General features: G+C 34.6%; 20 protein-coding genes and 1 other RNA gene. 1 reads left to right on the top strand and 20 read right to left on the bottom strand.

Annotated features, from left to right (window positions below; genetic code table 11):
• Positions 1-2: 2 nt before the first annotated feature.
• From ACMHYH_RS01885 to srtB, 7 genes are all read right to left on the bottom strand, one after another.
• A complete protein-coding gene (locus ACMHYH_RS01885) occupies positions 3-737 on the bottom strand; it encodes an NAD-dependent protein deacylase (RefSeq protein ID WP_414839710.1) in 735 nt (244 codons plus the stop codon).
• A gap of 172 nt (positions 738-909) precedes the next feature.
• Positions 910-1734 (bottom strand): hypothetical protein, encoded by an 825-nt coding sequence (locus ACMHYH_RS01880; protein WP_414839709.1) that lies wholly within the window; start codon positions 1732-1734, stop codon positions 910-912.
• 40 nt (positions 1735-1774) lie between these two features.
• Positions 1775-2140, bottom strand: a complete 366-nt coding sequence (locus ACMHYH_RS01875; RefSeq protein ID WP_414839708.1) for a hypothetical protein — start codon at positions 2138-2140, stop codon at positions 1775-1777.
• Positions 2141-2208: 68 nt separating this feature from the next.
• Complete coding sequence (locus ACMHYH_RS01870; RefSeq protein ID WP_414839707.1) at positions 2209-3000, bottom strand: GDSL-type esterase/lipase family protein; 792 nt, start codon at positions 2998-3000, stop codon at positions 2209-2211.
• Positions 3001-3023: 23 nt separating this feature from the next.
• Entirely contained in the window at positions 3024-4025 is a 1002-nt protein-coding gene (locus ACMHYH_RS01865) for an ABC transporter permease (RefSeq protein ID WP_414839706.1), read from the bottom strand.
• A 12-nt stretch (positions 4026-4037) separates the two neighbouring features.
• The gene (locus ACMHYH_RS01860; RefSeq protein WP_414839705.1) at positions 4038-4949 is read right to left on the bottom strand and encodes an ABC transporter ATP-binding protein; all 912 of its coding nucleotides are present in this window, start codon (positions 4947-4949) and stop codon (positions 4038-4040) included.
• Between the two features lie 160 nt (positions 4950-5109).
• Positions 5110-5859 carry a class B sortase gene (srtB, locus tag ACMHYH_RS01855; protein WP_414839704.1) on the bottom strand — a complete coding sequence of 250 codons (750 nt, stop codon included), beginning with the start codon at positions 5857-5859 and terminating at the stop codon, positions 5110-5112.
• Positions 5860-5992: 133 nt separating this feature from the next.
• Between srtB and ACMHYH_RS01850 the strand changes: the two genes are divergently transcribed.
• Entirely contained in the window at positions 5993-6628 is a 636-nt protein-coding gene (locus ACMHYH_RS01850; protein WP_414839703.1) for a fasciclin domain-containing protein, read from the top strand.
• Positions 6629-6826: 198 nt separating this feature from the next.
• Here ACMHYH_RS01850 and ssrA read toward each other — a convergent pair.
• From ssrA to ACMHYH_RS01785, 13 genes are all read right to left on the bottom strand, one after another.
• Positions 6827-7193: a transfer-messenger RNA gene (gene ssrA, locus ACMHYH_RS01845) on the bottom strand.
• A 199-nt stretch (positions 7194-7392) separates the two neighbouring features.
• Entirely contained in the window at positions 7393-8676 is a 1284-nt protein-coding gene (locus ACMHYH_RS01840) for an MFS transporter (RefSeq protein WP_414839702.1), read from the bottom strand.
• A 102-nt stretch (positions 8677-8778) separates the two neighbouring features.
• Positions 8779-9849, bottom strand: a complete 1071-nt coding sequence (gene allD, locus ACMHYH_RS01835; RefSeq protein WP_414839701.1) for an ureidoglycolate dehydrogenase — start codon at positions 9847-9849, stop codon at positions 8779-8781.
• A gap of 450 nt (positions 9850-10299) precedes the next feature.
• Positions 10300-11076 carry a Cof-type HAD-IIB family hydrolase gene (locus ACMHYH_RS01830; RefSeq protein ID WP_414839700.1) on the bottom strand — a complete coding sequence of 259 codons (777 nt, stop codon included), beginning with the start codon at positions 11074-11076 and terminating at the stop codon, positions 10300-10302.
• 33 nt (positions 11077-11109) lie between these two features.
• A complete protein-coding gene (locus tag ACMHYH_RS01825) occupies positions 11110-11784 on the bottom strand; it encodes a histidine phosphatase family protein (protein WP_414839699.1) in 675 nt (224 codons plus the stop codon).
• A gap of 103 nt (positions 11785-11887) precedes the next feature.
• On the bottom strand, positions 11888-13870 hold the full coding sequence (locus ACMHYH_RS01820; RefSeq protein WP_414839698.1) for a fructose-1,6-bisphosphatase: 1983 nt from the start codon (positions 13868-13870) through the stop codon (positions 11888-11890).
• A gap of 151 nt (positions 13871-14021) precedes the next feature.
• Positions 14022-14495 carry a glutathione peroxidase gene (locus ACMHYH_RS01815; RefSeq protein ID WP_414839697.1) on the bottom strand — a complete coding sequence of 158 codons (474 nt, stop codon included), beginning with the start codon at positions 14493-14495 and terminating at the stop codon, positions 14022-14024.
• Positions 14496-14643: 148 nt separating this feature from the next.
• A complete protein-coding gene (gene smpB / locus ACMHYH_RS01810; protein WP_414839696.1) occupies positions 14644-15102 on the bottom strand; it encodes an SsrA-binding protein SmpB in 459 nt (152 codons plus the stop codon).
• Positions 15103-15122: 20 nt separating this feature from the next.
• The gene (rnr, locus tag ACMHYH_RS01805) at positions 15123-17525 is read right to left on the bottom strand and encodes a ribonuclease R (protein WP_414839695.1); all 2403 of its coding nucleotides are present in this window, start codon (positions 17523-17525) and stop codon (positions 15123-15125) included.
• Positions 17526-17530: 5 nt separating this feature from the next.
• Positions 17531-18286, bottom strand: coding sequence for an alpha/beta hydrolase (locus ACMHYH_RS01800; protein WP_414839694.1), 756 nt, complete (start codon positions 18284-18286; stop codon positions 17531-17533).
• A 208-nt stretch (positions 18287-18494) separates the two neighbouring features.
• Positions 18495-19418, bottom strand: a complete 924-nt coding sequence (locus ACMHYH_RS01795) for a metal ABC transporter substrate-binding protein (RefSeq protein ID WP_414839693.1) — start codon at positions 19416-19418, stop codon at positions 18495-18497.
• Positions 19415-20260 carry a metal ABC transporter permease gene (locus ACMHYH_RS01790; protein WP_414839692.1) on the bottom strand — a complete coding sequence of 282 codons (846 nt, stop codon included), beginning with the start codon at positions 20258-20260 and terminating at the stop codon, positions 19415-19417. Before ACMHYH_RS01790 ends, ACMHYH_RS01795 begins: the two co-directional genes overlap by 4 nt.
• Positions 20260-20994, bottom strand: a complete 735-nt coding sequence (locus tag ACMHYH_RS01785; RefSeq protein WP_414839691.1) for a metal ABC transporter ATP-binding protein — start codon at positions 20992-20994, stop codon at positions 20260-20262. Before ACMHYH_RS01785 ends, ACMHYH_RS01790 begins: the two co-directional genes overlap by 1 nt.
• Positions 20995-21344 lie beyond the last annotated feature (350 nt).

Raw genomic sequence — 21344 nt, 5'->3', positions numbered from 1 at the left:
TTTTAAACAGATAATTTTTTAAACGTTTCTCCAACAGCTTCTTGAATAACCAAATCAATTGGCAAATCAATTTTTAGAGGCGTTTTGTTAATAACAACAACTCGTTTACCAGTAAAATAATGAATCAAATTTTTAGCCGGATGAACAGTCAAAGATGTTCCAGCAATAATCAGTAAATCGGAACTGGCTATCAGTTCCTTTGCCCTCGCTAGAACTTCTGGTTTGATATTTTCGCCAAATAAAACAACATCTGCTCGAATAATACCATTGTCAATTGGACATCTCGGAATATTTTGCTCATCTTTTTGGATTTCTTTGGGCTTATATTCACGACCACAAACCATGCAATGAAAGTGACGATTATTGCCATGTAATTCAACAACTAATTTGCTTCCCGCTGTTTGATGCAACCGATCAACGTTTTGGGTGATAATGCGAACATCCTTTGGCTTGTTTTCTAAGGCGGCTAAATAAAGGTGAGCAGCATTGGGTTCAGGTTTTATCCATTTTTTATTTTTATTTGGTTGATTGAAAAATTTTTCGGGTGAGTTTATCAAGTACCGTTTGCTCATAACCCTTCTAGGATCTAACTTTTGTCTTTCTAATTCTGTGTAAGCCCCATCATCAGAACGATAATCCGGTAGTCCACTCTCGGTTGATACTCCTGCTCCACCGAAAAAAGTAATGTGTTCAGCTTCGTTAATAAATTGTTGCAATGTTTCTATCGGATTAGTCATTTCTTTTCCTCCATCTTAAGTAGTAAACACGCATTAGACTATACGAAAGAGTCGACTATCCACTTTCTTAAAGTCTATATGCATTTTTTATTTCTTTATCTTTTTTACACTTTGTATCCACTCAAGTTTTATTTCATACTTACTAAATCAACTTGTTAAACTTAAAAATAGTCTACCCTCTTTTTAATAGCTTACATCCAATAAAGTAACAGCCTACCCCTACTATTACTGAAAGATAGATAATTAAATTGTTGATCGCTAATGGACTAAATAAAAACAACAATAGGATAGTCACACTATATAAAAATTGACCCGCTAGTAATTCGTATCTCTTTACGGGATGGCCTTTATCGTCTTCAGCTTTTTCTTTTGATAAAAACCAAAACAAAACGAACGACAGCCCTAGTAAAATAAGGCTAACGACATGAATAGGGCTTAAATATTCTCTGTAATTAAACGTTAAATACCCCATAAAAAAGGTCTCTATTATAAATAATCCAAGACTAATTCCACTAACGAATAGAACCTTCTTACTTTTTTGTTTATCTACTAAAATTAACGCCATTGCTAAGAGATAAACAAGTAAATAAAGGCTATTTTCATTAGTAAAAGACAAATAAATGCTTAGTCCTAATACTGAAAATAAATCAAAAAAAGTTTGGCTTTTACCTGTTATGTTATTGACTATTCTGATAAGTAGAATAATCCAAAAAATGACTAACAGTTGAATCGTTTCATAATAAAATACATTCAAAATAGCAAAAGCAGCTGCTAAAAATGCTGAGTAAGCATGCTTCGGGTCAAGATCTCTAGAGAGAGACCAAGTCAAAAAGACTCCCCCTCCCACGTAGAGTCCTGATGAAATATCTCCTATTAGAATCCAGCCTATAGCCGCTACGACTACTGACAAGATAGCTATGAGTTGATTGGTTCTGTAACTAAAATCCATGTTTCTTCCTAATGTAAAGATAGTATCACCCCTTAATAAGTCTATCATTTAGTCATTCTATTTTACTTTTACACGTCTTGGGTTAAAACTAATCTTTTTTTGGAGCAGCCCATTTTTCAGTTACCGCTTTTCTTTTATTACCCAAGAAAAATTTCGCCCAATCGCCATTGGCTTTGTATAAGTTGAATAAGATATACAAACTTGCTGTCAAGAAACCAAATAGTCCCATTAAAACAATCAATACACCTATTACTAACGGATTGTCTTCTCTAAATACAATCCATGTTGAAAAGACTAAGATTCCTGCAAAAAGATCGACTATCGACATGATTCCCCAATTGTTGCTTAATAACGCTGGACCTTCTATTGAAAAATCGCCATTTATAAAGACATTTCCTAAAGATAAAATCATTGCTAGTGCACAAAGATAATAGACAAACTTAAAATATTTCATATGCTCTTTCCTTTCTATTTTTTAAAATTATAACTGACTGTTTATATTCTATTCTAACTAGCAATTTTTTAATTGTTTATTATTTTATTGAGCTCTTCTGCTATAACTTGATAACCCATTCCACTTGGATGAAATTCATCTACAGAAAGATACTCATCTAAATGGTATTCAAATAATTCATACGTGGGTATATAAGCAAACTTGACTGTTGAATTTACAATTAAACGTGTTTCGTAATTCCATTCTAAAAGAAAGGTTGCTTTTTCTGGTTCTTCTTCGCTATAAGGATTATACAACCCTATAAACGCTAACTGTGCATCAGGATTGATTGCTCTAATTTCTTTTGTTACTGTTAATAAGTTTTCTTTGTAGCTCTCAAGCGCCTCTTGGAAGGCAAGAGTCAACGTTACACTATCTTCATACTCTAAACGATTCAAATCGTTCCCGCCAATAGAAAGAATGATTAAACTTGCGCCTGAAATACTGGCATTATTTTCTCCACTTTTAATCAATTTTACTAAATCCGCACTTTCATAACCAGGAATTGAACTGTTTTTAATAGCTTTTTCTTCATCCCCTTCTTGAGTGATTAAATCTAGGTACCTTCCCCCTATCCCTCGTTCTTCTTCGTCCCCTATTCCGAAGCCTATCGAATCACCAAGAATAAGAATTTCAGAAGAATCTGCTGGTCTGTTTTCCTTTTCTCCAGGTAAACCCTGCATACTTTCCATTGGTTTTTCTGTTTCATTTTCTTCTCCACTTTTACTAACATTTACCGAGGTAGCAAATCCCACTATAAAAATAATAGATAAAACTAACGAACTAACTGCTATTAGTGGCCAAATCACTTTTTTAAACATACTAATTCTCCTTAATAATCGATTTAAACGAGGATATCTTTGCGGTTAAAGACAATAAAACTAATAATTAACGACAATAAAGCCCAAGCGCTTAGTATTAGGATAGAAAAATTTAAGCTCATCCCTTCAATCAGTTGATAAGATCCGGTTAAATAGCGAGTAAGATCTAAGTTGGTTACAAAGAAATACTTCACTAACTCCCATTCGGATAAGAAGAATTGTAAAAATTGTCCACCAATTAAAGAGGCCATCAATATCCCTATCGCTGATGAACTGTTATCAACTACAACCGATATCAACAATGTGATAGATGCTACGACTGTAGACACAAACCACAATAAAGAGTAAATCAACAGTGTGTATTGGAATCGAGAGATTAATATAGTTGAATTTGCATTTAACTCACCATTAACTAGACTAAAGCCTGTTACGATTGGCTCACTAAAGCCCCATTGTTGAAAAAACAAATAGGAGATTAACGTAGATAAAATACCAATAATAAAAACCAAGATTGTCGTCATCATAACGAGGGCAATATACTTACTTAATAATATTTTCCATCTAGGAACAGCCCTTGTGAGTAAGATTTTAATTGTTTTATTAGAAAATTCACTTGAAACTAAATCTGCAGCTAAAATGACAACTAAAAGAGGAATAAAAAGAAGGATACCTTGTTCCACAAATTGAACATTGAATTTAGACGCCGTTGGAGTAATAGGGTTAATGTCATTCTCAATAAAATAAGTTAATTGTTGAATTTCTCTATCAACAGATGCTCTAACTTCTTTTGGAATAAATTCATTAGCACTACGCTCTTCAAGATCATCTAGTCTTTGAGCGGTCAAGCTTCTCCAATCGTATTCTACCCCGCCGGATTCTGCCTCAAACTTTTGGATATTTTGATCATAAGAATATTTTTGTCCATAGGCGAGCAAGCTGATGAAAATCAAAAGTAAAAGAACAATCAGAATCATTTTTTTCTTTAGTAAAATTTTTGTTATCTCATTTTGGACTAACGAAATCATATTATCACCCCTTTACCCAATTTTATGTTTATCTGTCAGTGTCAAAAAGAGGTCTTCCAATGTTCTCTTTTTATTTTCAACATACTTAATCTCAAAACCTAGATCAAACAAAGTTCTATTTATTTTTAAGAGCTTTTCTACATCAACGAGTGCGGTTAGCTCATTTCCGTTAATCGTTGAATCAATCTCAAATCTTTTTTTGAGAACTACTTGCACTTTTTCAGGGTTATCTACAGTCCAAACAACTTCACCCGTTGATAAAACTTCATCGATTGAGGCATTTCTAATAATTGTTCCATTATTTATGATACTCACTCGGTCACACATCAATTGAACTTCACTAATTAAATGTGAAGAAATTAAAACGGCAATACCTTTTTCTTTAGCTAGTTTTTTTACGATTTCTCTAAACTCATGTATTCCTTGAGGATCAAGTCCGTTTGTCGGTTCATCTAAAATCAATAAATTAGGTTTGTGAATCAAAGCTTGAGCTAGACCTACTCTTTGTTTCATTCCCATAGAGTAAATAGCTACTTTGTCATGGATGCGTCCTTGCATCCCAACCAATGCTACAGCTTCATCGATATCTTTTTTCGTTACATTTTTTGACATACTTCCTAGTAATTCAAGGTTTTTATACCCACTCATGTAGTCATAAAGATCAGGGCCTTCTATGATGCACCCTACATTAGACATTGCTTTTACAAAGTCTTTTTCAATAGACTGTCCACAGATTGTTATCTCTCCTGAAGTCGGTTTTGTTAAGCCGACGATCATTCGTAAGGTTGTTGTTTTTCCAGAGCCATTTGGTCCCAAAAACCCTAAAATTTCACCCTCTTTAATATCAAAACTAACTTCTTTTATGATTTGAGTTTTCTTGATTTTTTTTGTTAGATTAGAAACCTTTAATACCGATGTATCCATAATAACCCTCTTTTCAAAAAAAATTTTATTCTAAAGATAAAGATTAACTGATAAAAGAATAGTCTTTCTAAGTCTTGCTATTAAAGATAAAAATAAATCGATATATTTGACAAAATGCAATCGTTTTTTTAGAAACACGACTTTATTTTGACTGCCTAATCTAGTCTGTTAGTTCAACTGCGTGAATGAAAAGTCTACCATCATTAACGTCATAATTACAAGTAACTAGTGTTAGTATAGTGTCTTTTGCAGAAACTGGTGTATCTAATGAGAAAATAGACTCATTTTTTAGCGTATCAATAAAATCACTAAATTCATTGTCTTCAAATGTAACATCAATAAAATCGGCATTTGCATCAGAAGGATGTACTGAAAAGATTTTATAGGTTCTTTTTGTAAAAGGGTCACTAAAGATAAATTCAGACTGTTCAGATAAAAAATCTTCTGAAAGGTAACGATCTAAATCTTTAAACATCTGACCGTATTTAGCGTAATGTCCATAGAGAATGGTGTGTTTATCTAGACCCATACCTGCATTTCGATAATCCATAAAAACTGTGCCTAAAACATCTTCTTCTTTATAAAAATTATGCTTTAAATAATAATCATTATCTGCTCCTCTGACAACTGGATAATCAATAGCTGTGTCTGCTATAGTTAGCCACCCCATGTAATCCGAATTCATATCATAATACTTTGTTGCTTCATTTTTTACAAAGGAGCGGCTTTCTTCAGTAGTTGCAATGGGAGTAGTTATTTTTTTGTCTTCTTTATCTTTAACAGTTGGTTGCACTAGAGCACTTTCTGGTACCTTAACGTCTTTGCGTTGAGCAGATACCACATTGTAATAATAAAAGATTTGTACTAACAGTAGGCTGGATAAAATCATGAGTCCATACTTTTTTTTCATATAGATTCCTCCATTTTTTATTTTTTATCTTTGAGTTCATTTATTTTGACAGCGGTTCCAGCATAATGGTAGTATAACTTATGTAGACAGAGATAACAAAATATAAACTCTGTCACAAAAGGAGATGGAAAAAATGAACAAGATTTCGAAGATTGCCTTTTCCCTTGTCACTCTATTGTTGCTATCGCCAATTTTTGCCGCAACTGCTAACGCAGCAGAACCTACAGAAGATATCGTAGGTATCGCCCTCAGTAACCCAGATTTCAGTATCCTTGTTTCAGCTCTCCAAAAAGCAGAACTTGTTGACACGCTTAAAGGAGACGGTCCTTTCACCGTATTTGCACCAACTAACGCTGCATTTGAAAAGTTATTAATGGATTTAGATATTACTGCAGATGAATTATTAGCACAGCCTGATTTGGCAAAAGTTCTTACGTACCACGTTGTTTCAGGAAAAGTATTAGCTGGCGATTTAACTGATGGAATGAAAGCTCCAACAGTTAATGGAGAAGAGTTGACATTTGATCTTTCAGCAGATCCAATGGTTAACAAATCTATGATTACTACAACAGATATTGAAGCAACAAATGGTGTTGTTCACGTTATTGACACAGTATTAGTTCCTTCAAACTTCGCATTACAAGACGTTACAATGAAAGAAGAAACAGTTGCAAAGACAGGTCTTGAGAGCAGCACACCGCTTCTTATCGCTATGCTAGTTACAGCTAGTGCAATTGGTTTCATGGTTTTCAAAAAGAAAGAAGCATAAATAAAGTTGAATCATTCATTTAGCTAATAAAAACCCCTTCTAGAAAACTATCTGTTTTCTAGAAGGGGTTTTTATCTGTACTAGTCTATTTATCCTAATGAGCTCTTATCTAATACACGTAGCATAAAAAAATAAAGCTAGTAAAACGTTTTAACGATACTTTCGTATCAACGTTCTACTAGCTTTATTTACTAACTAATATGGAGACGGCGGGAGTCGAACCCGCGTCCAAATATATCGGCACCTAGATGTCTACGCTCATAGCTATGTTACTTAAAGATTCGCTTTGTATCAGCCACACAACCGGCATCATACTTTGCTAGTCTGATAATCTCTTCTAAAACTTACAGACGGAAAGTTTTAGCGTATCCCACTAATTATAGGACCCTTGCTCGAGCACATGGGTGATGCCGAGAGGATCTACACTAAGCTGTTATTACGCAGCTAAAGCGTAAGAGTTATTATTGTTTTTAGCAGTTATTTTAACTGTAACGTTTTAACGTAGACGTAACCTACGAAGCGCAACCCAAGCTCGACCTATACCTGTCGAATCCGTAACGCCCCCGAATGGGAAGTGTATACAGAGAATGTAAAGTTACTTCTTGAATCCATTACTGATTAACTCTCACTTGCCAGTATACCATACATTCAATTAAGTTAAAATAAAAACTACTAAATACTTGTATTCTACTTCTAATAAAGAATAATAAAAAATAAACCCCTTCAAAAAATGAAGGAGTTTATCTTTAAATCAATGTGGCTTTTTAATTAAAAGCAGCGACTTCATCCTCTTTAACGAAGCTAAAGACAATCATTCCGACTACTAATAGTGCAGCAGCTAGATAGAAACCTAATTGCATTGAACCAAATTGGTCTGTGATCCAACCTGTTAAGAAAGGAGCAATAATTGAACTAGACATACCGATAAAGTTATAAGCACTTAAAGCAGTAGATAGAGAACCTTTTGGTGCATTTTTAGCAACAAAGGCGACTAAAATAGGGTCTAATGCTAATTTACCTGTTAAACCATAAGCAATTAAAGCAACGATTAACAATGTACGGTTTTCTACAAAAGCGATAGCAAAAATAGAAACCATTGCTACAGGAACTAACGTATAGACAAATATTTTTGTACGTTTGTATTTATCTGACAAACGAGCAAATAATAATGCTCCAGGGATAGAAGCCCAAGGAACTAAAGAAGAAATAAAACCAACGCTTGTTCCTTCGAATCCACGTTCAACTTGTAAAAATTGTGGCAACCATGTCAATACTACAAAGAATCCGTAAAGAGACGTAAAACATAAAACAAATGTCAATACAAGGTTACGATTTCTAAAGATAGCACCTAAAGATACTTTTTTAACAGCTTCAGCAGGATCATTGTCGCCGGCTGTATCATCAGCAGCTTTTTGATCTTCTGGACGGACAACTTTTTCTTTTAGAAGGAAGAAGAATAATAAACCTACGATAACCGTTGGAATGGCCATAATTTTAAATGGTAATGTCCAGTGCTCGCCATTTTCTAAAACTAATTTACTTGAAATTAAGAATCCAGCAGAAGTACCTAACGCCATACCACTATTGATGATAGCATTTCCAAGTGTCAAGTTCTTTGTTGGAATAGCTTCAGTTGATAGGGCATATTGTGGACCGTAGTATGAACCTTGACCTGCACCTGTAAGAGCTCTGAAAATCATAAACATACCGAAACCTGAAACGATTCCACTAAATAAAGTTGCGATTCCCATGAAAACAAAACCGATAGCAATAACCATTTTTCTACCATACTTATCGCCGATTACTCCAAATGGAATTTGTGTAATTGCGTAAGTTAAGAAGAAAACACTACTTACTAAACCTAATTGTGCATTGCTTAAATCAAATTCTTTAGCAATTTGCGGCATGATAGGGTTTAAAATTGTTCTATCTGCATACATTAATACCCATCCGAAGAAGAAAAGGGCAACTGTTTTCCACCAATATTTATCTGATACATATGTTGCGCCATTAACTACTCTAGGCTTTGTTTTAGTTGATTGTTCCATTTTTGAATTCCTCCATATCTATGATCTTGCTTAAAATAATTGCGTCTATCTATTTATCTATAAAAAGAGTATTTAGTGCATTAAATTAAAAAATGGTCCTTCTTATTTTTCACCAAACGCATCTGCTTTGTCGTAATTATCAAAATGAATGGTCTCGCTTTTCAAATAATCATAAATTTCTTTAACAATGGGAATGCCATCTTCTAAATATTTTTTTGCAACAATAGTCGATAACTCACCCGGGTAAAGAACGTGATCAAAACCTTTAGCTGGTTTAACTGCATGTAGCTCTTTTACCATTTTGTTGATATTTTCTTTAAACTCTGTTAAATCAGTGAAAAAACTTGGATTGATTAAAATATGCAACTGTCCTAAATTACGACCAGCTGTAATATCTGTGTACATAGAGGAAACATTTTTACCAAATGGTAGCCCTAATAATGTACCAGATAAAATATCGACCATCATCATTAACCCATAACCTTTTGGTCCGGCAATTGGCAATAATCCTTTAACGTTATGTGGGTCTGTTGTTGGTGCTCCATTTCCATCGACTGCCCAAGTATCTGGGATAGCTACATTACGTGATCGTGCATCTAAGATTTTTCCCCACGCTTGAACCGTTGTTGCCATATCAAAAACAACTGGCTTGTGTCCTGCTCTAGGTGCAGCAAATGCAATCGGATTTGTTCCAAAATAAGGTTCTGATCCACCAAATGGAACAACCATTGGATCTGATTGACAGACAGATAAAGCGATTAGATCTTGGTTTGCTGCTTGTTCTACAAAGTATGCCATTGTACCACTATGGCCCATTTGATGAACACCAACGACTCCAATACCTGTCTCTTTAGCTAACTTTATACCTTCTTTTAAAGCTTCATTCGCAGCTACATGGCCTACACCATTATCTGCTTCAAAAACTCCCGTACTTGGACCTGTTTGATTAAATTTAAAATTAGGAGTAACATTGCTGCCACCTTTTGAGATTCGTTCAGCGTAGTAATCTACACGAACTGCTCCGTGGGAATGAATCCCATGTGCATCTGCAAAAACAAGTGTCTCCGCAACTCCATTAGCGTGTTCTTTAGAAAGTCCCGCTTTTTCAAGTTTCGTTTGAATCAATTGATGCAAGTCTTTTTCTGTTACCTTAACCATCTCTATTTCAGTCATTGGTTAGCCTACTTTCCATTTTATTTTTAGATTGTAGTTCTAGTTTTTTGACCAGACATAGTCTAATCTCTCGTAGAAACTAATGTGTTAAGCTACGAGTGGTAAAAAAGAATAGATAAAAATCTGCTTTTTTGTCTGACACTTATCCGTTTTATTCCCCCCTTTAGGCAAGCTTATTAAAAATAAGCTCATATTATTTTTCAAGTCATTCGTCATGTCTTTCATTGTAAGCACTTTTTATTCTAATTACATTGTGCAAATAAGCTAAAACACTGCACTATCATTTGTTCCATTTAAACAAGTAAGCATTGAGTTAGACTCTTTACTCTTATAATGAGAAGAGATTATATGTGAAGAAAACACAAAAAAACGGAGTAAATAAGCTACTCTATTAAATGACTTGTGTATTGTATTTTTTACTATGAGATAAAGGACCTACTTATCCTTCTATTAAATTAAATTATAATAGGATAACCCTTCAATAATGCCACCTTTAGTATTATCGGAAGTAACGTAACTGGCTTGCTTCTTCAAAATAGGCAATCCATTGCCCATTGCAATACTATAATCAACGTGTTCTAGCATTTCTATATCGTTAGAACCATCTCCAAATGCATAGGTTGGAAGGCCCTCTAAAGCCATTTTCTTCATTAACTCTATAATACCTGTAGCTTTAGAATTTCCTTTTGGGATAGTATCTATACTATAGGGTGTATTGCGATAAAAAGATAATTCTGGAAAGTGCTCTTTAAAATAAGCATCTTCTGCTTTGTTTGTACTCAGAATCAACGCCATTAGTATTTCTTCTCTTAAATGTAAAGAAGGATCTAGTAATGGAACAGGTGCGTCAATAAATGCGTACGCGTCATTTAAAGCAGTTGTTTGCTTAGTTGTTCTTATTTTATTAGCTGTATAAAAGGATAGAGCAAAATCTCGTTCTTTTGTAGCCTGTTTTAAACGTACAAGTGTCTCTCTCTTAATGCTACTACGGTATACTTCTTTTCCTTGATACACAATATATTGACCATTTAGAGCAATGAAAGAATCAATTGGTGTTGACTCTAAAATAAATTGAATTTCTAACGGACTACGACCGGTTGCGATAAAAGGAATGTGTCCGTTAGCTTGCATGCTTTTCAGTGCTTTTACTACTTCAGGTTCCACTTTTGATTTTTCATTTAATAATGTACCGTCTAGATCAAAAAACACAAAAGATTTTGGTTTCACGTTTGTTATCTCCTTTAAAATTCATCCACTCTTTTATAAGTCTTTGAAATGATCTACTTGGTTGTAGCTTTCTAAATGATACAGGCCATCAGAATACCTTACTTTCGATACACTCGCATTTAATAATGGCTGTGGATCCACTAGTTCAGGTACTAATCCGTTTAAAAGATAACGGATTGTATTGCCGTGTGCAACAACTAGGACCGTATCGCCAGTATCGCGATGCGTCTTGATCAACTCGATTAATCCTTTTTCAATCCGAGTCCAAAATTCAAGATAATTTTCAGCATGATGATAAGGATCTGCTTTTTTTGTTGCATCCATTTGCTCAGGGACTGTAGAATTTGACCAAAAATCATTTGCTTTTGAATAGCCCATTGCTTCATTAATGCTAGCTTTTACTTCATCAACACCTTGCGCTTCAAATGAACCAAAAAACACTTCTCTTAATTCAGGCATAGCATGAATTGTCAATTCTTCAGCAGCGTTATTTTCTTCTAAAATAATACCCGCTGTTTCAATTGTGCGACTAAGATCACTAGAGTATACTGCATCAAATTTAGTATCTGCCAAACCTTTTCCACTTCTACGAACGTCTTCGCTTCCTTTTTCAGTCAATTGAATATTACTCCATCCTTGCATTCTTCTATACAAATTCAAATACGTTTCACCATGTCGAACAAAATAAAATGTGCAGCCTTTACTCAAAAAAAATCTCCTCCAATTGTTTACCATTTCTTGTCTTTTACCTATACTCATCTTCTATTGTACCAAAAATAGTCGACTAGTGAGCCTATTCAGTAAGGTTTAGTCAATAAGGTTTCTTTTCAATTTTTTGAAGAATTTCTCCCTCGTAATAAGCCGTTAATAAAATCTTCAAATCTTTTACTTGCTCTGTGAGACGTCTACCAGTATCTGTTTCTCTTACTTTTTTGCGTTCCATCTCGCGTTCAACGACGCGTCTTGTAGACATGATATCAAATTCATCTTCAATAGCGTGTTTAACCGAAGTAAATGGCTGATGAGAGACTAATTGCATACCAAATGAATTATAGAGTAAGGTATAACCAGCTAGACCTGTTGTGTGTTGATAGGCTTTAGAAAAGCCTCCATCAATAACAATCATACGTCCATCTGCTTTAATCGGATCTTCTCCTCGTTTTTCTTTGACAGGTGTATGGCCATTAATAATATGGCCTTTAGTCGGATCTAACCCAAATTCAACTAAGATATTTTCACACGTCGTGACATCGTTGCGTAAATTATAATAAGCATTTTTCTTTTCTTCATGAGTTTCTTTGTCTTCGATATAATACCGTTCGAACGTTGTCATTTGATTTTTCCCGAAAAGAGAAGAGGCTGCACCAGTCCACAGATACCAGATAATATCTAAATGCTTTTCTTTATTTTCTTTGTCTCTAGTCAAATAACCCTTACGAAGTACTTCTTCAAATTTATCCAATAAGGCTTTGCCACTATACGTATTTTCTCGAATTTTAAATGGCATAAAACTGCCATCTTCATTCAAAGGAACACAGCCATGGAATAATAAATTATCATTATAGGCCAAATACATATTGCCTTTATTGTACAAATAAGAAATGTGTTTTTGAAGTCGTTCACTTGTTTTAAAGGCATAGATTAATCTATCTACAATGCTTTCTTCTTCTTTGGTTAGTTGATAAGGATTCTCTGGATCAATTGTCGGAAAGTACGTATTTGTTAGCGGATAGATTTTTCCATTTATCAAGATGGTCCCTTTTTCATAGTCAATTTTATCTAAAAGCATTCGATCATCCATTTTAAAATTTGGCTGTCTTTTAATAATGGTCCCTTCTAATTTAAATTGAATAATAGCAATCGCTTGGTGCATCTTTGTTATTTGTCTAATTTCTTCTTCAAAAAAATCAATCTCTTCTTTATCAATTTTGGGATAAAATCCTTCTGTTACTTCTTGCGTATAAGTCATCTCCGCAAACGTTAGCAATTGTCGCAGCGAAATACCGTACGCATCTTCAATAATTTCAAGATTATTGTACCGAGCTGATATTCTGAGTACGTTCGCAATGCAAACCGCTGAGCCACTAGCTGCTCCCATCCATAAAATATCGTGATTTCCCCACTGTATATCAACAGAATGATGATCCATCAACGTATCAATAATTTTATCAGGATAAGGACCCCTGTCGTAAATATCTCCTACAACGTGTAAATGGTCCACCACTAAACGTTGAATCAAATAAGAAATAGCGGTGATAAACTGTGGAGCTCGATCTAAAGAAAGAATACTTTGGATAATTTCACTGTAATAATCTTCTTTGTTAGGAAAACTAGTATCTTTAGATAGTAATTCTTCAATAATATAAGCAAATTCAACAGGCAAGGCTTTTCGGACTTTTGAACTAGTATATTTTGAAGCAACGTAGACACATAATTCAATTAACCGAGATAAAGTCAGACGATACCACTCATCCATCTCTTGGATTTCGTCTATTGTTTCGCTTAAATTTTTTATTTTCTCTTCAGGATAGTAAATTAATGTCGCTAGCGTATTTCTATCCTTGGTACTTAAGCGTTCGCTAAAAACTTCATTGATTTTTTCTTTGATATTTCCTGAGCCATTGCGTAAAACGTGCTGAAAGGCATCATATTCTCCGTGAATGTCACTCAAAAAATGCTCTGTCCCTTTTGGTAAATTCATGATGGCTTCTAAATTGATAATCTCGGTTGTTGTTTCTCCGATTGTCGGGTACTCTTTAGCTAACAAATCTAAGTATTTATTTTTACTGCTCATCCTCATTCTCCTTTTAGATTTTTATGTATACCAGTTTATCTTATCATAAATCAACTAACTAAAACTAACCAGTTTAATTTCTTAAAAAGACATAAGATGAACCTTCAGAGGTTATCTTATGTCTTTTTAACTTTATTCCATTCGTTTAGACCTATTCAGCATTCAAAGCTGCAATAATTGAATCCTCTATTTTTTCAGGTTTAGTCATCGAACCAAAGCGTTCAATAATTTCTCCATCTTTACCAATAAGAAATTTAGTGAAATTCCACTTGATTAATTTATTGCCCGTTTGTTCAACTAAATACTTATACAGAGGACTAGCCTCGTTTCCATTGACTTTTATCTTTTCATGTAAAGGAAAAGAGACATTATACGTCATCTGACAATGGCCTGCAATTTCTTCATTTGAAAGAGGTTCCTGATTCATAAATTGGTTTGATGGAAAACCTAATACTGTAAAACCTTGGTCATTGTATTTTTTATACAACGCTTCTAATCCTTCAAACTGAGGAGCAAGACCACACTTACTAGCTGTATTTACAATCAATAAAGGCTTGCCTTGATATTTACTAAGTGAAACTTCTTCTCCACCGATTTCTGTAGCTGAATACTCATAAACGGACATAAGAACCCTTCTTTCTTTTTATTATCTACTAAGTATACCAAATGAGAAACAAAAACACTCTTGTAAAGCTTTTTTAAAAGAGCTTTATTTTATAAAAAGTAGCCTAAACATGGTGACATGTCCAGACTACTTTTCCTCTTATTCTATTTTATCTTTCTCGCATTGATCTAGCTAAATCACGTTTTTGGTCTTTACGCTTTAGATCTTCTCGTTTATCGTAATTTTTCTTTCCTTTTGCTACACCAATTAATACTTTAGCGTAACCATCCTTAAGGTAAACTTTCAAAGGAACGAGAGTATTTCCGCTCCCTTTCATCTCATTTTCTAGGCGAGCTATTTGCTTTTTATGCATTAGTAATTTTCTCGTACGCAAAGGGTCGTGATTGAATTGATTGCCTTGCTCATACGGGCTAACATGAACATTGTGTAAAAATATCTCTCCATTACGAACTCGTGCAAAGCCATCTTTTAAGTTTATTCGAGCTGCTCTAATAGATTTTATTTCTGTTCCTTTTAAAACCATTCCTGCTTCAACTGTGTCTAAAATAGTATAATCAAATCGTGCTTTTCTATTTTGAGCCAGCAGTTTCCCTTCTCCTTTGGGCATTTTTTTGCCTCCCTACTTGCTTAACTACGTTTCTTTTTAGGTTTGCCTTTTTTAGCAACATCTTTATAAAACGGTTTGTTTTTCTTTTTATCATCAGAACTAGTATTCTTACTCTCTTTAGCTGGATAGCTTGTTTTTTTATTTACCGGACCTTTAGATTGTTTTTGTCTATCTGGTTTACGGTTTCCTGATTTCTTTTTATCTTTGTCGCTGCTTTTCTTCAATTGTGCAAAAGAGTCTGCTTTTGGTGCATCAGGATCTGGTATCAATTCAAAGTCAATTTCGCGCGTTTCAGGGTTTGCTTTCGTTACTTTAATGGTAACCTTTTGGCCAATACGGTAGACGACCCCTGTACGTTCACCAACTAACATCAATTGTTCTTCAACATAGTTGTAATAGTCATCTTTCATATTAGAAATATGAACCAAACCTTCAACAGTATTTGGTAATTCGATGAATAAACCAAATCTCAATACTGAACCAATAATTCCTGTGAATGTTTCGCCAACTTTATCAACCATATATTCTGTTTTCTTCAGTGCATCTGTTTCTCTTTCAGCGTCTACAGCGCGGCGTTCCATTTTAGAACTTTGAATGGCAATATCAGGAAGAAGACTAGTCCACTTATCTTTTTGATCTGCTCCCGTACCATTCTCACTGTATGAACGAATCAAACGGTGTAAAATTAAATCAGGGTAGCGTCTAATTGGTGACGTAAAATGAGAATAATAGTCAGCCGCTAAGCCATAATGACCCAAAGGTTCGACATCATATTTAGCTTGTTTCATACTACGCAACAGCATCGTTGAAATTACTGTTTCTTCAGGCTTACCCGCAACGCTTCTTAATACTTTTTGTAAACTTTTTGGTGAAACATTTTCACTTAGACCTTTTACAGAAATACCAAAGGCCGTAACGAATTCCATGAATTTTTGCATCCGATCGCTATCTGGTTGCTCGTGGACACGATAAATCATAGGAACTTTTAGACGTGTAAAATGTTCTGATACGGTTTCGTTAGCTGCAAGCATGAAAGACTCTATGATACGCTCGCCAATCCCTCTTTCACGTAAAACAATATCTAACGGATGTCCTTGAGGATCAACAATGATCTTAGCTTCTGGAGATTCAAAATCAATTGCCCCACGCGTTTTTCTATTGCCTTCTAAAATCTTATGCAACTCAGCCATCTCTTCGAACATTGGAACGATATCTGCGTTTTCTTTGCGTACTGTTTCATCTGTATCCATAATAATTTGATTCACTTGTGTATAACTCATGCGGCGATAAGAACGAATCACACTTTGGAAGACATCATGATTCACAACTTTACCCGTTGAGTCTATTTCCATCTCACAACTCATTGCCAAGCGGTCTTCATTTGGATTCAAAGAACAAATACCGTTTGATAAGCGATGTGGCAGCATTGGAATCACTCGATCGGTTAAGTAAACACTAGTAGCACGATCAAATGCCTCTTTATCTAACGGGCTGTCTTCGGTTACGTAATAAGAAACGTCTGCAATATGAACACCTAATTTAAAGTGACCATTAGCTAATTTTTTAACCGTTACTGCATCATCTAAATCTTTAGCGTCTTCGCCATCGATTGTCACAACGATTTCATCACGTAAGTCACGGCGATTTTCCATATCTTTTTCCGTTATCTTATCAGGCACTTCATTGGCTTGAGCCATTACTTCTTCTGGAAACTCAATTTGGATACCATGTTTATAGACAATCGTTAAAATATCAATACCCGGATCATTTTTGTGTCCGACGACAGATTTAACAATTCCTTGCATGCTTCTTGGGTATTCTTTATCTGGATACAATGTTAGCTCCACTAAAACAATCGCTCCATCAACTGGCTTAATCCCTTTTTCTTCAATGAATACTCTAAAATCAGTCAACTTTTTATCTTTTGGTTCAATATAACCATATAGACCTGTCTCGTCGATACCTTCTTGTGTATAAGCAAAGAACTCTCCGACTAATTGAGTGAATTTACGTTCAATAATCGCTTTAACACGGCCTTCAGCACCTTTATCAAACCAGGGTTCTGCTGGACGAGTAATTTCTATTGCCACATTATCTCCATCTAACGCAAAGTTTGTCTGATTGTTAGGAATGTAAATATCATTTTCTTCGTCTTCAATCGATACAAAACCAAAACCACGGTCACTTGCTCGAAAAATACCAGATAAGACACCTGCTTTTTCAGCTAGTTTAAACTCACCTTTTTTGTTAAGAAAAATCGTTCCTTCACGCTCCATTTCAGCTAAAGTTGAAACGAGCATCTTGAAATCAGCTGAACTAGCCAACTTCATTCCTTCACTTAGTTCTTTTACTTTAAAAGCCATTTGATCTTGCTCGTTCATGTATACCAAGATAGCCTCTTTTATTGTTTGATTATTTTTCATTCATTTTACTCTCCATTCCAATTTAAATCAGATAGGAAATATACTACATCCTTTTCTAACTCTCTTTTGTCTACACCTACTGTGATGACGTGTGTACTATTTTCATACCATTTAAAATCAATTTTTGCCTTAACAAGTTCTTCTTTAAATTTTACCGCTACTTGCGGATTAATTAAGTTATCTTGTCCTGATTGAGCAATAAATATCGGTTGTGTTATCTCTCGATAAGCTGGCTGCATAGAAGAAACCAATTCAGAAATAGCAGCTAGTTGCTGATCTAGCTTCTCTTCAATTTGTACCATCTCACTAGCTATCTCTTCGTTTGTTTGCCCAGCAACTTGTTTTACGTATCGAACGTATTGTAAGAAAGCAGGCCGTAAATTAAACCCTTCATGATTGATCATTGGAGAATTGAACGTACCACCTGCTAAAACGGGGTATGTAGTCATGATGTGTGTTGCCATCAAACCACCTAATGATAAACCAAAAACAGCAACTTGTTGGTAACCTTTTTCAGTTAAAAATTCTAAGGCCTCTTTTGCATCTTGTATCCAGTCAAAAAGAGTGGCTGTTAAGACATCTTCTGGATTCACTGTTCCATGCCCTTTAAACATTGGCGCATAGACCGTATAGTTTTCTTTTTCCAACGCGCGTCCCATCATTCTAACATCATTCGGACTTCCATTGTAAGCATGCATTAATAATACTGCTCTTGGCCCTTTTTCAAAAAAAAATGGTTGCGGCAGTGTTTTTTTAACCATTAAGAAATCTCCTCCTGTGATAATTCCTATTACTTTCTATTTTACTTTATATTTACCTATTTTCATACCCATACACTACCGAAACATCTATTTACTCCTGACTTCTATCTCTTATTCTTATTTTTTTTTAATCTAAAGAGAAAACTAGTGCAATAAAACCATCTAACTGGTTCTATCGCACTAGTTTTCTCTTATACTCTGGATTTGTTTACTTCTTTAGACCTTCGTGAATTTTTGTTAGATTCCATTCCATCATATCATAGTAACTATCCCCATTTTCTCCTTCTTTTGCAATGGAGTCAGTAAAAATTGTTTCGTAAATTGGCACGCCAGTTTCTTTTGAAACACTTTGCATGCTTCGTTTATCAACACTTGTTTCCACAAATAATGAAGGAACGTTGCTTTCTCTAATGGTATCAATAATGGTACTCATTTGTTCTGGTGTTCCTTGGCTTTCTGTATTGATTTCCCAGATATAATCACCAGTCACCCCATAAGCAGCTGAGAAGTACTTAAAAGCTCCTTCACTTGTGACTAGTAGTCTTTGATCTTCTGGTATATCATTAAATTCTTTTTTGGCGTTAGCATCTAATGCTGTTAATTTCTCAATATAAGCAGCTGAATTGTCTTGATAAACGGCTTTATTCTCTGGATCTTTTTCTATCAAGACTTCCGTAATATTTTCAACGTACTGAATGCCATTGCTGATATCTAACCAAGCGTGAGGATCTTGTTCTGTTTCTTGACCGGCTGAAGTTAAATACATTGGCTCGACACCTTTACTTGTCGTAAAGTAGTCTTTTCCTTCTTCTTTTTTAGATGTTTCCATCAAGTTAGCAAACCAGCCGTTTCCACCAGTTTCAAGGTTTAGACCATTGTAAAAGATGACCGCTGCATTTGTTGATTTTTCGATATCTTCTGGTAAAACTTCATAGTGATGAGGATCCGTTCCAACTGGAACAATACTGTGTAACTCAATCGTATCGCCGCCTACGTTTTTAATCATATCGGCTAGAATAGAGTTTGTTGCAACAACTTGCAGTTTGCCACTTTCTACCGTCTCGCTAGTTCCACAAGCTGCTGTGAAAACAGTCAATGTTAGTAAAGCTAGAACTAATTTTATTTTTTTCATTTTATAGCCTTCCTTCTCTTTATAAGTAAATTTTGTTTTGGTGAAAATAAGAACGCAATAATAAAGAATATCGTTGTCGTCAGGACAATTGCCGCACCTGAAGCTAAATTATATGAATAGCTTAAGAACAAACCAACAACTGAGCTGATTACACCAATCGTAGAAGCAATCAAAATCATAACAGATAGTCTATTTGATAATAAATAGGCTGTTGCTGCAGGTGTAATTAACATAGCTACAACTAAAATTGTTCCAACTGTTTGTAAAGCTGAAACGGCTACTAGTGTAAGCAAAAGCATTAATGCATAATGTATGACTTGTGTTCTCAATCCATACGCTTGTGACATGACTGGGTCAAACGAACTAACGAGTAATTCTTTGTAAAAAACAATCACGAATAAAACAACGATGATTGCGATAACCACAGTAATAATCATATCACTTTGTGTTACAGCTAAGACGTTACCAAATAAAATATGGTATAAGTCGGTTGAACTTTTTGCAAAAGAAATTGCAATAATACCTGCTGCGAAAAAGGAACTGAAAACAATCCCAATAGCTGTATCGCTTTTTAGTTTACTGTGCTGAGTAACTAAACCAATCATTACTGCCGCAAACAAACCAAATACGGTTGCACCTATAAAGTAGTTTACTCCTACAATATATGAAACAGCTACCCCAGGAAGAACTGCATGTGATATCGCATCTCCCATTAATGACATCCCTCTTAAAATAATGAAGCACCCAATCACTCCAGATACGACTCCGATAACGATTGACGTAAATAATGCATTTTGCAAAAATTGATACTTTGTTAAACCTTCTATAAAGTTAGCAATCATTAATCATTGACCCCCTTGATCATTAAGTCTCCCATAGAATCGCCATAGGCTGCTTTGATATTTGCAGTTGTAAATGATTTAGCAATAGGACCATAGCTAATTAATTCTTGATTTAATATAATTAAATCATCGAAATAAGTCGTTACTTTACTTAAGTCATGGTGAACAACAACAATTGTTTTGCCTTCATCTCTCAACTGTTTAAGTAAATCAATAATCACTTTTTCACTATTCATATCAATACCAACAAATGGTTCATCTAGAAAAATAATATCCGCTTCTTGAGCTAGAGCACGTGCAATAAAGACTCGTTGCAATTGTCCACCAGATAGTTCTCCAATTTGGCGATTCTTAAATTCTTCCATTTTAACTTGTTTAAGACTTTCTATTACTTTTTGCTTTTCCTTTTCTTTTGGACGATGAAAAAGACCAAGTTTAGGAAATGTTCCTAATAAAACTGTTTCACTTACTTTTATAGGAAACGTTAAGTCAATAGTATTTCTTTGTTCTACGTAAGCAATATTTTTTCTCACATTGTTTAAAGGTTGATTATCTACAGTTGTCACACCTGAATTTTTTTTGACTAAATCCATCATCCCTTTAATTAATGTTGATTTTCCGGCTCCATTAGGCCCAATGATTCCAGTTATAGCTTTTTCTCTAATTGTGAGCGATACATCAGAAAGCGCTGGTTTGTCTTGATAAGTAACGGTTAAGTTTTTTAATTCAATCATTTTGTAACGTCCCCTCTTTTTGTTCAATTAATTATTTATAAGTCCAGAAAAAATTAAGGTGTACCTAAACCTCGTTTAAAGTATAACTAAATAGACTGATTTTAGCAACCCTTTTTGCTTAAATCATTGATAATTCTTACTAAAGATAGTTTGTGTATCTCTAATTTAAGTGGGATTCGATTTGTAAGCGGATACTTTTATTAACAGCAATCTAATTCATTACCTGATGGATTTTCAAACTTTTTCTCTGGTTATTGTTTTAAAAAAAATAAAAGCCTTGGTCATAGATTTTTGCAATCTACAACTAAGGCTTTTTCTATTTTTTAAAACAAAAAAATTACCCATGATTT

Origin of the sequence: Carnobacterium sp. TMP28 (assembly GCF_047553015.1) — a bacterium.
GTDB lineage: Bacteria > Bacillota > Bacilli > Lactobacillales > Carnobacteriaceae > Carnobacterium_A.
Note: the sequence above shows the minus strand (reverse complement) of the source record. Positions and strands in the feature narration are given on the sequence as shown.